General features: G+C 43.1%; 14 protein-coding genes. 11 read left to right on the top strand and 3 right to left on the bottom strand.

Annotated features, from left to right (window positions below):
- The first annotated feature begins 98 nt into the window (after positions 1–98).
- The 8 genes from ACTD55_RS06710 to ACTD55_RS06675 all read left to right on the top strand — a co-directional run bounded on the left by ACTD55_RS06710 (position 99) and on the right by ACTD55_RS06675 (position 7,091).
- Positions 99–416: a hypothetical protein gene (locus tag ACTD55_RS06710; protein ID WP_438863545.1), complete on the top strand. Its 318-nt coding sequence runs from the start codon at positions 99–101 to the stop codon at positions 414–416.
- A gap of 128 nt (positions 417–544) precedes the next feature.
- A complete protein-coding gene (locus ACTD55_RS06705) occupies positions 545–1,231 on the top strand; it encodes a Slp family lipoprotein (RefSeq protein ID WP_438863544.1) in 687 nt (228 codons plus the stop codon).
- 163 nt (positions 1,232–1,394) lie between these two features.
- Entirely contained in the window at positions 1,395–2,234 is an 840-nt protein-coding gene (locus tag ACTD55_RS06700) for an alpha/beta fold hydrolase (protein ID WP_438863543.1), read from the top strand.
- A 188-nt stretch (positions 2,235–2,422) separates the two neighbouring features.
- A complete protein-coding gene (gene fadD, locus ACTD55_RS06695) occupies positions 2,423–4,075 on the top strand; it encodes a long-chain-fatty-acid--CoA ligase FadD (RefSeq protein ID WP_438863542.1) in 1,653 nt (550 codons plus the stop codon).
- Between the two features lie 68 nt (positions 4,076–4,143).
- On the top strand, positions 4,144–5,292 hold the full coding sequence (gene rnd, locus ACTD55_RS06690) for a ribonuclease D (RefSeq protein ID WP_438863541.1): 1,149 nt from the start codon (positions 4,144–4,146) through the stop codon (positions 5,290–5,292).
- 25 nt (positions 5,293–5,317) lie between these two features.
- Entirely contained in the window at positions 5,318–5,593 is a 276-nt protein-coding gene (locus tag ACTD55_RS06685; RefSeq protein ID WP_438863540.1) for a YcgL domain-containing protein, read from the top strand.
- Positions 5,594–5,595: 2 nt separating this feature from the next.
- Positions 5,596–6,561: a lytic murein transglycosylase gene (locus tag ACTD55_RS06680; protein WP_438863539.1), complete on the top strand. Its 966-nt coding sequence runs from the start codon at positions 5,596–5,598 to the stop codon at positions 6,559–6,561.
- A gap of 35 nt (positions 6,562–6,596) precedes the next feature.
- Positions 6,597–7,091, top strand: coding sequence for a YcgN family cysteine cluster protein (locus ACTD55_RS06675; RefSeq protein WP_438863538.1), 495 nt, complete (start codon positions 6,597–6,599; stop codon positions 7,089–7,091).
- Between the two features lie 73 nt (positions 7,092–7,164).
- On the opposite strand, the gene dsbB is transcribed toward ACTD55_RS06675, so the two are convergent.
- Together dsbB and nhaB are read right to left on the bottom strand one after the other, a co-directional pair.
- Positions 7,165–7,686 (bottom strand): disulfide bond formation protein DsbB, encoded by a 522-nt coding sequence (dsbB, locus tag ACTD55_RS06670; protein ID WP_438863537.1) that lies wholly within the window; start codon positions 7,684–7,686, stop codon positions 7,165–7,167.
- A gap of 45 nt (positions 7,687–7,731) precedes the next feature.
- The gene (nhaB, locus tag ACTD55_RS06665) at positions 7,732–9,312 is read right to left on the bottom strand and encodes a sodium/proton antiporter NhaB (RefSeq protein WP_438863536.1); all 1,581 of its coding nucleotides are present in this window, start codon (positions 9,310–9,312) and stop codon (positions 7,732–7,734) included.
- A 251-nt stretch (positions 9,313–9,563) separates the two neighbouring features.
- Between nhaB and fadR the strand changes: the two genes are divergently transcribed.
- From fadR to ACTD55_RS06650, 3 genes are read left to right on the top strand one after another with little or no spacing between them, the layout of a single operon-like run.
- A complete protein-coding gene (gene fadR / locus ACTD55_RS06660) occupies positions 9,564–10,274 on the top strand; it encodes a fatty acid metabolism transcriptional regulator FadR (RefSeq protein WP_438863535.1) in 711 nt (236 codons plus the stop codon).
- 36 nt (positions 10,275–10,310) lie between these two features.
- Positions 10,311–11,954: a GMC family oxidoreductase gene (locus ACTD55_RS06655; protein ID WP_438863534.1), complete on the top strand. Its 1,644-nt coding sequence runs from the start codon at positions 10,311–10,313 to the stop codon at positions 11,952–11,954.
- A 34-nt stretch (positions 11,955–11,988) separates the two neighbouring features.
- Positions 11,989–12,735 (top strand): class I SAM-dependent methyltransferase, encoded by a 747-nt coding sequence (locus tag ACTD55_RS06650; protein WP_438863533.1) that lies wholly within the window; start codon positions 11,989–11,991, stop codon positions 12,733–12,735.
- Between the two features lie 73 nt (positions 12,736–12,808).
- Here the strand turns inward: ACTD55_RS06650 and ACTD55_RS06645 are convergent, their stop codons facing one another.
- Positions 12,809–13,390 (bottom strand): superoxide dismutase, encoded by a 582-nt coding sequence (locus tag ACTD55_RS06645; protein ID WP_438863532.1) that lies wholly within the window; start codon positions 13,388–13,390, stop codon positions 12,809–12,811.
- Positions 13,391–13,564: the final 174 nt, after the last annotated feature.

The raw sequence follows: 13,564 nt of genomic DNA, 5'->3' as shown, positions 1-13,564 counted from the left end.
ATGATTCTTGCCTAATTTGTGATTTGATTGCATTATAACGATCGACTAGGATATTTATTGTTATCCAACCGATGTATGAATACTGGAATTTTGCTTAAGTGGAAATTGAATCTTCTTTAGTCGCTTCTCAGAATGCGTTAGCTGTTAATCCCCCGGTTCGTGAACCGCAGCGGGAGGCTCAGTCACGCCAGCAGCAAGAGCAGCAAAAAGTTACCCAGTTACCGGCCAGTCAAGTTGTAGTGCGCCAAGGAAATGCACAAGCATTTGAAGAAGCCGATAAATATCGACAGCAAAAAGCCGTGTATGATCAACCTGAACCCAGAGCTCGTCAGGCAATAAGTGCCTATCAAAGTTTGCAGCGTGACGGTCAGCGCAGCGATATTCACCAATCATTAGGTGTTGATACCTACGTTTGACTCCATTCTTTTTAATCCTTCATACGGATTTTTTACTGTAGCCATGGTTTTAATTCAGTTATTGTTCAGTTCAGCCTGTGCATACTGAGCATAATGAAATAGATTTAGCAGCTTACTGTGAGGAATATATGTATAAAAAAATAACCCTTTTATTCGCGGTAATGATATTGGCCTCTTGTGCCAGTGTACCTGACAGCTTGAAAGTCGCTGAGGGCCAACAATTAGTGACTTATCCGCAAGTGATGGCTAATCCTCAAGGCAATGTAGGTCAAAATGCCCGTTGGGGTGGTGTGATTGCTAATGTTGAAAATAAAGCGGATAGCACGGTAGTTGAAATTGTCGGGCATGAACTGAAAAGTAATGGCCGTCCGGCACCGTCTGATCAAAGTATGGGACGTTTTCGCGTTTATGTGGACAGCTTTTTAGATCCAATGATTTATCAAACCGGTCGTAGTATTACGTTTGTGGGACAGGTGCGTGGGACTGAATCCGGTTTAGTGGGTGAACATCCTTATACTTATCCTGCGTTGCATGCCAGCAGCTATTATATGTGGGATGTAAGAAGTCAGGTGGATGTGACTAGTGTGTCAATGTCCATGTGGCCTGGTTCTTATTGGGGTGGTTGGTATGGCTGGGGGTATCGCAGCATGTGGCCAGTCCATCAGCGTGTGATCATTCGTGATAATGATAAACCCGCTGTATCAGGTATGGGGCCTCAACCCACCCGTGTAAGAACCAATACGAATCCAAGAATCGATCCGCCTAAAGGTTTAGGGTCGAGCCAGCATCATGCTGATCGGCGAGTACGCGAGTAAGTCGTTGACCTATCTGGCATCGTTTGGCTTTTCTGCTTGTGATAAAACATAGCCCTAGTTAAAAAGCGGCAAGATTTTGCCGCTTTTTGATGTCTGATAAAGAATAAACCATACCAGTGATGAAATATAAAGATAAACAGACCCCAATAACAGAAGTGACTAAATGCAAGAAGTAAGCTTTAAACTCCCTAATATAACTCTGTCGGCATTGGCGTTTGGTGATTCATCTAAACCGCTGATTGTGGCATTACATGGGTGGTTAGATAATGCTGCCAGCTTTATTCCTCTGGCTCCCTTTTTAGCTGATTACCATGTTATTGCGCTGGATATGGCGGGGCACGGTTTGAGTCAACACCGCAGTGCGGATGCTAACTATCATTTAGTGGATTGGGTGCAAGATTTACATCAGTTGTTTGAACTTAATCAATGGTCGGAAGTGATACTGCTCGGTCATTCGTTAGGCGGGATCGTGGCATCGATGTATGCCAGTTGTTTTCCACAACAGATTTCAAAGTTAATTGTGATGGAGTCGTTTGGACCGTTAACTGAAGCTGCAACAACCAGTCCCGAGCAATTAAAGCGTTCAATCATCAGCCGTATCGAAATAGAACATAAAGTGGCTCGTCATCCAGCTACAATCCGACAAGCCGTACAAGCGCGAAAAGTCGCTGGGGATTTGTCGTTAGATGCAGCTCGATTATTGGTTAGCCGCAATCTGGATGATTCTTCTGGCGAGTTACGCTGGCGCACCGATCGTCGTTTGCGTACCGTATCGTCTTTACGAATGACTGATGAACAAGCCCAGGCGTTTATGCAGGCGATTAAGGTACCGATGCTGTTAATATTAGGGCAAAATGGCTTTGAAAAATTAAAGGTTAACTTTCAGCATCGTCAACAATGGGTGGCAGATTTACATAGTAGTACCTGTCCTGGTGGGCATCATTTGCATATGGATCATCCATTTGCGGTAGCGGAAAAAATAAAAACATTTCTCCAGTCGTAATGACAAACTAATAAAAAATAAGCAATATTGTCGCTAAAATACGACAGTTATAGGTAATTTTGCCTTTAACAGCATTTATCTTTCTGCCGTGGTTGGTTAATATAACGAGATCCTTACAAAATTTACGTAACTGACACATTCTGTCACTATTTCCTCAATAATAATAATGCCTATAACTTGGAGGTCATGTGGAAAAAATTTGGCTAGATAGCTATTCGTCTGAAGTGCCCCACGAGATCGATCCTGATTGTGTTCCGTCTTTAGTTGATGTTCTTGAGCAAAGCGTAGAAGCGTTTTCTGATAAAGTTGCATTTATCAATATGGGTCAAACAATGACCTTTAATCAGCTTGATCAGTTGAGTCGTCAATTTGCCGCTTATTTGCAAAATAACGGCCTAAATAAAGGTGATGCGGTTGCGGTGATGATGCCCAATTTGCTGCAAAACCCGGTCGCCATTTTCGGTATTCTGCGTGCTGGTATGGTTGTGGTTAACGTTAATCCGTTATACACCGCTCGTGAGCTAAAACATCAACTCGTTGATGCCAATGTAAAGGGTATCGTCATCGTTGAAAACTTTGCTCACACCTTGGCGGATGTCATTGATGAAACGGCGGTATCCCATGTATTTACCACGCAATTAGGCGATATGCTGCCGTTTATCAAACGTACCGTGGTTAATGCGGTAGTTAAATATGTGAAGAAAATGGTGCCATCATTTCAACTCGCTAACTCCGTCAGTTTTGTGGATGCAATAGCGCAGGGAAAAGATTTATCTTATCACCGTCCAGAGTTGGTTGGTGAAGATGTGGCCTTTTTGCAATATACGGGGGGAACTACCGGTGTATCCAAAGGGGCCATGCTAACACACCGCAATTTGCTGGCGAATTTGGAGCAAGTAGTCGGTATTTTGGGCTCGACTATTTCCCGAGGCCAAGAATTAGTAGTAACCGCGCTGCCGCTTTATCATATCTTCGCTTTAACCGCTAATTGCCTGGTGTTTGTTAAGTTTGGCTGTCAAAACTTGTTGATCACCAACCCACGGGATATGCGTGGTTTTGTTAAAGAATTAGGCAAATATCCATTTACCGCAATAACCGGAGTTAATACTTTATTTAATGGGTTATTGAATACACCAGGGTTTAAAGAACTAGATTTTTCCAAATTTAAATTTGCCTTAGGTGGCGGTATGGCGGTGCAACGCAGTGTGGCTGAAAAATGGGAAGCCACAACCGGCCATGTATTGCTGGAAGGCTACGGGTTAACTGAATGTTCGCCATTAGTTACAGTTAATCCTCCCAGTGTTAAAAAATATAACGGCTCAATTGGTCTGCCCGCACCGTCTACTGATATTAAATTATTGGATGAACAAGGTAATGAAGTCCCCATGGGCGAGCCCGGAGAGATGTATGTTAAAGGCCCGCAAGTTATGAAGGGCTATTTAAACCGTGAAGAGGCGACTCGCGAGATCCTCAATGATGGTTGGCTTGCGACCGGGGATATTGCCACTTGTGACGAGAAAGGGTTTTTCTATATCGTCGATCGTAAGAAAGATATGATTCTGGTGTCTGGCTTTAATGTGTTCCCCAACGAAATTGAAGATGTTGCAGCAATGCATCCGGATATTTTAGAGGTGGCCGCGGTGGGAATACCCAATGAATCAAGCGGTGAGATCGTTAAACTGTTTGTCGTGCGTAAAGGCCATGATTTAACCGAAGAACAGGTAATTGCGCATTGTCGTCAACATTTGACCGGATATAAAGTACCGAAAGTGGTAGAGTTCAGAGATGAGCTACCGAAATCTAACGTAGGTAAAATTCTGCGTAGAGAGTTGCGGGACTAATCCCGGAGATTGCCAATTTAATGATTAAAAAAACCGGCTTTGGCCGGTTTTTATTCGGATAAGGACGGATGTTGTACGAATATTTAGATAATAACGCTCAAGTTGCCTTGTTTTGTCAACAGGCATCAGGCAAGGATGCGATAGCGGTTGATACCGAGTTTGTTAGAACACGTACGCTTTATCCTCAAATTGGTTTAATCCAAATCTATGACGGTGAACGTTTGGTGCTGATCGACCCTATTGCGGTAAGCGATTTAACCCCTTTGGCAGCACTATTAACCAATCCTGCCGTTGTCAAAATTTTGCATTCCTGTTCGGAAGATTTAGAAACCTTCCAGACCGCATTAAATGTGATGCCTGAACCGGTGTTTGATAGTCAGTTCGCCGCCAGTATTGCCAATATTGGGCCGATGTTAGGGTATGCCAAATTAGTGGAGATTATGCTTGGAGTGCAAGTGGATAAGGGCGAGTCTCGCACGGATTGGTTAGCCCGGCCTTTAAGTGATAAACAGCTCGAATATGCAGCCAATGATGTTTTGTATTTGTACCAGCTTTATCCGCAACTAAAGCAACAAGTGGAACAAAAACAGCGATTGGGATGGGTATTTGAAGAAATCCGCATGTTAGCCATTAAAAAGCAAACTGCACTGCCCCTGTCCTTAACTTATCTGACGATTAAAAATAGTTGGCAATTATCCGGGCGTTCGTTAGCCGCGTTGCAAAAGCTTGCACAGTGGCGTTTGGAGCAAGCCAAACAACGTAATCTGGCGCTTAATTTTGTGGTTAAAGAGCTTAATTTGTTTAATCTTGCCAAGCAATTGCCGACCAGTAAAACCGCGTTAAATTCGGTGGTCGGCTTAAGTCCACAAGAAATTCGTCGCAATGGTGAACAAATCATCGAGATCATTCAACAAGTTAATCAGATGAGTGCCGAAGATTTCCCTCCCAAGGTGGAACGATTGGTGGATTTCCCGGCCTATAAAGGTATTGCACAGTCTTTGCGGGAAAGATGCCAGCATGTGGCCACCAGCCTGGAAATACCGGTAGAAGTATTAGGGTCTAAAAAGCAAATTAACCAACTGTTACAGTGGTTATGGTTTAGTCAAGACGAAACCCGAGCCAGACAATTGTTACCCGATTTACTGTCTGGATGGAGAGGAACCTTGCTATTGGATGAGATTGAGCAAGTTGTTAATGCTAAAATAGAGTTAACCTGATCAATGGCTGATAAAGAGTACCCAAATGCTTTGTGCTGTATATAAAAGTAGTAAGAAAGAAGAAACCTATTTATTTGTGCTTAAACGCGATGATTTTTCTGCGGTTCCAGAGTCATTACTGAGCTTTTTTGGTCAGCCGATATTTGTGATGATGTTAGTGCTAAAAGAAGGTCGGAAATTAGCCATCAGTGACCCTGAAAAGGTTAAGCAAGAACTGGTGGATAATGGATTTTATCTGCAACTACCGCCGCCAAAAGAAAATCTGCTGCACCAACACAACCCTAGTCATACGGATACCTAACTATGAAAAAAATAATAGCTTTAGCCGCTATATTAATCTGTTCTGTGGCTCACGCTAAACCGACTTTTGATGAATATGTACAAAGCTTGAAATCTGAAGCGGCACAAAAGGGCTTTAGCCAATCATTAATTGATATGGCGTTTGCTGATGTTAAATTTCATCAACGTTCGGTCAAAGCGGATAAGAATCAGCCTGAGTTTAAATTAACCCTCGATCGATATTTATCCAGTCGTTTACCTGATTGGAAGGTCGAAATGGCGATAGCGCAATATCAAGAGAACAAAGTTTTACTTGAACAGGTTGCTGAAAAATATGGCGTACAGGCCCGCTTTATTGTGGCGTTATGGGGTAATGAAAGTAACTTTGGTAAATATCAGGGTAATATGCCAGTGATATCGGCGTTAACGACCATGGCTTACGAAGGACGCCGCGAAACGATGTTTAAAAAAGAACTTTTTGCGGCACTACAAATATTGCAAGAAGGGCATGTTGATAAAGATGATTTTGTTGGTTCATGGGCCGGTGCCATGGGACAAAGCCAGTTTATGCCCACATCATTTTTAGCCTATGCTCAGGATGGTGACGGGGATGGCAAAAAAAATATCTGGAAGAACAAGGCTGATGTGTTTGCCTCTATTGCTAATTACCTTAAGTCACAAGGCTGGGATGCGAGCCAGACTTGGGGACGCCAGGTAAAAATTCCGACTGGATTCGATTTAACCTTAGCCGGTTTGGAAAGTGCCAAGATGAAACCGCTTCAGGAATGGCAAAAGCTTGGAGTACGTCGCTATGATGGAACGGATCTACCGAACCGTAACATACCGGCCAGCTTGATTATGCCGGATGATGAAAAAGGGCGCATTTATTTGGTTTACAACAATTTTCACACCTTAATGCATTGGAATCGTTCTACCTATTTTGGTAGTGCAGTGGGAATACTGGCAGACCAAATTAAAGCAGGCCTATAGGCCGCTTTATCCTTTTGATTACTGAGATTTAAAGCATGTCACAAGCACCGTTTTGGGAACAAAAATCATTATCTGAAATGACCGAAAGTGAGTGGGAATCGCTGTGTGACGGCTGTGGTAAGTGCTGCTTGCATAAATTTATCGATGACGATGATGGGGATATGCAGCCTACTGATGTGGTGTTTAAAGGTGAGAGGGTACATTTCACAAATATAGTTTGCGATTTACTCAATACCAACACCTGTAGTTGTTCACAATATGCCAGACGCACCGAATTTGTGCCTGATTGCGTGAAGCTGACTAAAGATAATCTGAAAGATATATTTTTTATGCCGCCCAGTTGTAGCTATCGTCGTTTATACGAAGGGCGAGGATTACCAAGCTGGCATCCACTGTTAAATCGTCACAAGAAAACAGCCATGCATAAAGCGGGGATGTCAGTGCGCAATAAAACGATTTATGAAGGGCAAGTTAATTTGGACGATTTTGAGAACTACATTGCCATCTGGCCACTCGATGATATCGATTAAACAATGACTCTGATGACACAATAAAGCCGCATTATTTTGCGGCTTTATGTTATTGGCGGATTGATGATGGTAATTAAAGCCTATGCAATGTTTTAAGGCGTATTAGCAATATTAAGCCTAGTGTTACGGCATAAAAGGCAAATATTGCCATCATCCACTGTGGCATGCTGAGTTGCATAAATTGCCAGTCTATATCACCACAATCACCTGTGGCCGCAAATATTTGCGGGATCCATTCATGTAGAGGTAGCCAAGCAGGGAAGTTAGGTACAATTTCACAACTGGCAAAAAACGGATTAGCGGCTGTTTGAATATCCACGTGCTCGTAAGCAATCATTCCACCCCATACACTGCTTATTCCCCAACCCGTCAGCGCGACAATGCGCAATAATAAGTTTTGATTAAACAAGATGCCGATTAAACCGCTGAGCATGATGCCAAATATGGCGGTACGTTGGTAAATGCACATAATGCACGGTGCTAGGTCCATAACATACTGGAAGTACAGTGCAGCGAGTTCTAAACCTAAAGTGGATATAAACAGGAGTTTCCATGCTCCTGCATTCTCAGGCCAGTTTGCGATATTTTTAAGCATTATAATTATTTCCGCAAAGACAAAATAGATAACGGGTTCAAGTTGTTAGTGACCTAATACTGGAGCCAATTGTGACGGATCGTGATGGTTTATCAGATGCATCTGATATAGCCAGTCGGTTAAATCATGTAAACCGAAGTAAGTGGCCGCCAAACCAACCAGGGTTAATACGATGGTATAGGGTAATGCCATATAAACCATTTTACCGTACGACAAGCGCAATAGCGGTGCCAAAGCTGACGTTAACAGGAACAAAAAGGCCGCTTGTCCATTGGGGGTGGCGACACTCGGCAGATTAGTACCGGTATTAATCGCAACGGCGAGTAAATCGAATTGGTCGCGAGTAATTTCACCTTTGCTTAATGCTGTTGCCACTTCATTGATATACACCGAACCGACAAAAACATTATCACTGACCATGGATAATAATCCATTGGCCAAATAGAACATTACCAATTGTGTTTTACCTTCGTAGGTTAATACCCACTCAATCACCGGTGTAAACAGACTTTGATCGATAATGACTGAAACCACTGCAAAAAAGACACATAGCAGTGCGGTAAAGGGCAGGGCTTCTTCGAAAGCTGGACCTAATTGATGTTCATCCACAATGCCGCAAAATGAGGTGGCTAGCACGATAATGGATAGACCAATCAAGCCAACAGCGGCCATATGTAGCGCTAAACCAATAATTAACCATAAGGCAATTAACCCCTGAACGGCTATTTTCATATTCTCTTGTTTACTACGCTTTTTATCTAGCGATGTGCCGTAATCGGTTAAAATCGTGCGCACGTTTTCCGGTAACTGTGCACCGTAATCAAACAGTCTGAATTTTTCCAATAGCACTGTGGTTAACAAGCCACAAATGAGTACCGGAACGGTGACGGGTGACATGCGCATAAAAAATTCAATAAAGTTCCATGTCGCTTTATCGGCAATGATCAGGTTTTGAGGTTCCCCTACCATGGTCATCACACCACCTAACGCGGTACCGACCGAGGCATGCATCATCAGGTTACGTAAAAAGGCACGGAAAGCATCTAAATCGTCACGATTAAGGCTGGCAACATTTTCATCATGGGTGTGATCGTGATCATGGTGATAATCCTTACCTGAAGCCACTTTGTGATAAATGCTATAAAATCCGGTGGCAACCGCAATAATAACCGCAACTACAGTTAAGGCATCCAAAAATGCGGACAAGAAAGCCGCAGCAAAGGTGAATGCCAGGGACAGCAAAAGCTTGCTCTTTACTTTTATTAGTAAGCGGGTAAATAGGTGGAGCAGTAAATCTTTCATAAAAAAGATACCTGCCACCATAAATATCAGTAGCAGCACCACTTCGATATTGGTCACAATTTCAGCTTTGATATGGTTGGGCGAGGTCATGCCGATAACGACTGCTTCCATGACAAGCAGTCCGCCGGGCTGCAATGGGTAGCACTTTAAGGCCATGGCCAGCGTGAAAATAAACTCCAGAACCAACGCCCAGCCTGCAATATAAGGGTTTATTTCAAAAATGATTGGATTGAGAATCAAACAAGCAATTATAAACTTTTTGTACCACTCTGGTGCCTGACCAAGAAAGTTTTTGAAAAAAGCCGAAGGTATAGATTGCTGCATTGAGTAGCATCCTTAATTATTATCTTTAAATGACTGTTTATGTTGTAAAAGGTGATGGCCTAAATTGCAAGCATAATCGCTAAACAATCTGCGCGGAAGATATTGAAATTTCACTAATAAATCTTTGAAAAGCGGGTGATATGTTAAAAAATACCAGCTATTTTGCAGCGATAAGTAAACAAGCGTTGTTACCGCTGAAATTCATCTGGTACAATCAGTAGATAAAATAATAATTATGAATGGCAGTTTAGATGATATACAAAGCTCAAAGCCCGGCAGGATTTGCAGAAGAATATATTGTAGAGTCCATCTGGAGCAATCGTTTTCCACCCGGCACAATTCTTCCCGCTGAACGTGAGCTATCCGAGTTAATAGGCGTAACTCGAACTACTTTACGAGAAGTTCTGCAAAGGTTGGCTCGTGATGGTTGGTTAACGATTCAACACGGTAAACCGACTAAAGTAAATAATTTCTGGGAAACATCTAGCCTGAATATACTCGAAACATTGGCGCGTCTCGATGAAGAGGGTATTCCTGAACTGGTTGACAATTTATTAGCGGCTCGCACCAGTGTTAGTGCCATCTTTATCCGCGGTGCTATTAAACATGATCCGGTTAAAGTCCAAGAGGCATTAAAAGATTTTGATCAAGTTCCCGAAGAGGGGCAGGCATTCGCGGAGTACGATTATCGTATTAACCATGATATTGCCATGGCATCGGGTAACAACATCTATGTGTTATTGATGAACGGTTTTAGAGGGCTTTATTCCCGTATTGGTGGATATTATTTTTCACATCAGAGTTCACGTAAACTAAGTCGCGAGTTTTATGCTCAGCTTAGCGAACTGGCGGCAAATGGTGACTTTGAAGCGGTCCCTCAATTGGTGCGTCATTATGGTATTGAAAGCGGTAAAATCTGGAAAGAAGTGCGCGATACCATGCCCAAAGGATTGGTTGACTAATACTTGATAACCCAATGATCATCCAGAGGTGGGACGATGAGTACAAATGTACAGCAAGCCGCTCCCCTTGTATTTGATTATATTATTGTTGGTGGTGGCTCCGCTGGAGCTACCTTAGCCGCGAGATTATCCGAAAATCCCCAGATATCTGTTTGCTTGTTGGAAGCGGGCAAAAAAGATACCAGTCCTTTTATTCATATTCCCTTTGGTTTGGCCGTACTCGCGCGTTTAACCTCACTAAACTGGAATTATTCAACGACTCCGCAAGTTCAGCTCAATCACCGTCGTTTATATTGGCCGCGAGGTAAAACCTTAGGGGGATCCAGTTCGGTTAATGCCATGTGCTATATTCGTGGCAGCCGTCATGATTATGAGCAATGGAAGCAAATGGGAGCGACCGGATGGGGCTGGGACGATGTCTTACCTTATTTTAAAAAATCCGAATCCTATTCGCAGGGAGATCCTTTCTGGCATGGTCACAATGGCCCGTTATCGGTAACAGAACTGCGTCATACCAGTCCCTTATCAACCAGTTTTGTGCGTTCGGCAGAAGCACTTGGATTGCCGCAAGTCGCTGATTTTAATCAATCCCAGCGAGAAGGGTTGGGGTTTTATCAAGTGACTCAAGCAAAAGGGCAGCGTTGTTCGACAGCCAAGGCGTTCCTTTCTGCTAATCCAGATCGCGCTAACCTGACAGTGATGACCCAAGTTCTGGTGGAGAAAATTCTGTTCAAACAGTTGGTTGCTACAGGCGTACAAGTTAAAAAAGCTCAGCAAACAATTCAGATAAAAGCCCGTAAGGAAGTGATTCTTTGTGCTGGTGCAGTTAATTCACCTCAATTATTGATGCTATCAGGTATTGGTTCCAAACAATCATTACAGGAGTTGGGTATTGAGCCATTGGTTGATTTGCCCGGAGTGGGGGAAAACTTGCAGGATCATCTCGATGCGATTGTTCAACATGAAAGTCAAAACACACAAGGCTATGGGGTGGCCTTCACGGCGCTTCCGGAAATAATCGCTTCAGCGTACCGGTATTGGCGAAAACGCACAGGAATGTTAAGCAGTAATATTGCTGAAGCCGGTGGTTTTATTAAGAGTATTTATGCGGAGCATGAACCTGACATTCAGCTGCACTTTTTACCGGCTAAGTTACAAGATCACGGGCGTCAGCTGACCTACGGTTACGGTTTTAGTTTACATGCCTGTGTACTTTATCCTAAAAGTCGTGGGCATATTCGATTGGCATCGGTCGATCCCACCGAGCCACCACTGATTGACCCCTGTTATTTAACCGATCCTTATGATCAACAAGTCATGATAGACGCGGTGAAAATATCCAGACGATTATTAGATTCTGCCGAGTTTAGCCAATATTGCTCTACTGAAATTCAGCCCGGTGCCGCTATTCAAAGCGATCAGCAAATTTTGCAGTTTCTGCGCGAGCAAGCACAAACTATTTATCATCCGGTGGGCACTTGTAAGATGGGAGCGGTTGATGATCCAATGAGTGTGGTGGACCCACAGCTACGAGTGAAAGGCATAAAAGCATTGCGAGTTGTTGATGCTTCGGTGATGCCAACTATCATTGGTGGGAATACTAATGCAGCGGTAATCATGATTGCCGAAAAAGCCGCTGATATGATTTTGCAATTAAATCAGGCAAACTCAGGTCATTAATAATCCAAGCTTAAACAATAAGAAGGAAGGGAAAATGAAAAAATGGTTAATACTTGCCGGCTGCCTTAGCTGTACGATTAGTTCGGTAAATGCCGCGGATATTTCGGCTAAATTGCAACGGGCTATGCAGTCAGATATTCGCAGTGAAGCAGAAGTGCAGCGAGATGCAAACCGTAAACCAATGGAAACCTTAGCGTTTTTTGGTTTGCAGGATAATATGAAAGTCGTTGAATTGATCCCTGGTGGCGGTTGGTATACTAAATTGCTTGCTCCCGTGCTGCATGATAATGGGGATTTTTCCATTGCTTATGGGACCGGACGTGCCGAGAAAGCCATAAACGGTCTTGAGGGTTTTGATAAGGTTAAAGTGCTCGCACCAACGTCTAAATTATACAATCCGGAAGGGGCGGACGGCTATGTGCTGGATAATCCTGATCTGGGCACGGATAACGTCGATATTGTATTTACCTTCCGTAATTATCACAACTTTAATGCCGCCAGTCGCAAGGCGATGAATGAAGCGGTGTACAATGCGTTAAAAACGGGCGGAATATATGCTGTAGTCGATCATACTCGCCGTCATATGCAACCAGATAATGACTTTAATGGACGTCGCGTCGATCCAGTTTTAGCCATTAAGGAAATCCAGGATGCCGGGTTTGAATTGGTTGATTACAGTGATTTACATTACCGTCCGGTAGATGAATTAATATATGAAGTCGGACACAAAGACGTAACGGGACAGACTGATCGCTGGACACTGAAGTTTCGTAAAAAATAACCGTGTTAAATAAATGGCTAAATGAAAAACGCCCCGATATCGGGGCGTTTTTTTATATCTCGATTGAGAAATCTTAAGCGAAGTTTTTCGCCGCAAAATCCCAGTTAACTAATGCCCAGAAACCATTCAAATAGTTTGGACGAACATTACGATAATCGATGTAATAAGCGTGTTCCCATAAATCTACGGTAATGAGTGGGGTTACGCCATTTTCTGTAATAGGCGTGCCAGCGTTGCTTGTATTAACAATATCCAAATCACCAGAGGCCGTTTTGACTAACCAGGTCCAGCTTGAACCAAAGTTGTTAACCGCTTTGTCATTAAACGCTTCTTTAAAGGCATCGAAAGAGCCCCACTTGGCATTGATGGCATCGGCTACTGCACCTGTTGGAGCGCCACCGCCATTCGGGCTTAAGCTATTCCAGTAAAAAGTGTGGTTCCAGATTTGTGCTGCATTGTTAAATACGCCGCCTTCTGAACTACGAACGATTTCTTCCAGAGACTTGCTTTCCAAATCGGTACCGGCAATCAAACCGTTAAGCTTAGTCACGTAAGTTGCATGATGTTTACCATAATGAAAATCCAGAGTTTCCGCTGAGATATGGGGTTCCAATGCGTTTTTTTCATAAGGCAATGCAGGTAATTCAAAAGCCATTTTAGATCTCCGTTTTAGTTACAAAATAAGGTTTGCTGTTAGATCCTAGACGGTTATGGTGCAGAGTAAAAGGGATAATTGTGATTTAAACAAAGTATTTGCTATATCTAATAACTGACACAGTAACGACATCGCTTGGGTATCTGACAATATGCAGGTAAAATGCTGTGATTA

It is taken from the genome of Neptunicella sp., assembly GCF_048268085.1.
Lineage (GTDB): Bacteria > Pseudomonadota > Gammaproteobacteria > Enterobacterales > Alteromonadaceae > Neptunicella.
This window is presented reverse-complemented; position numbering and strand designations above follow the sequence as displayed.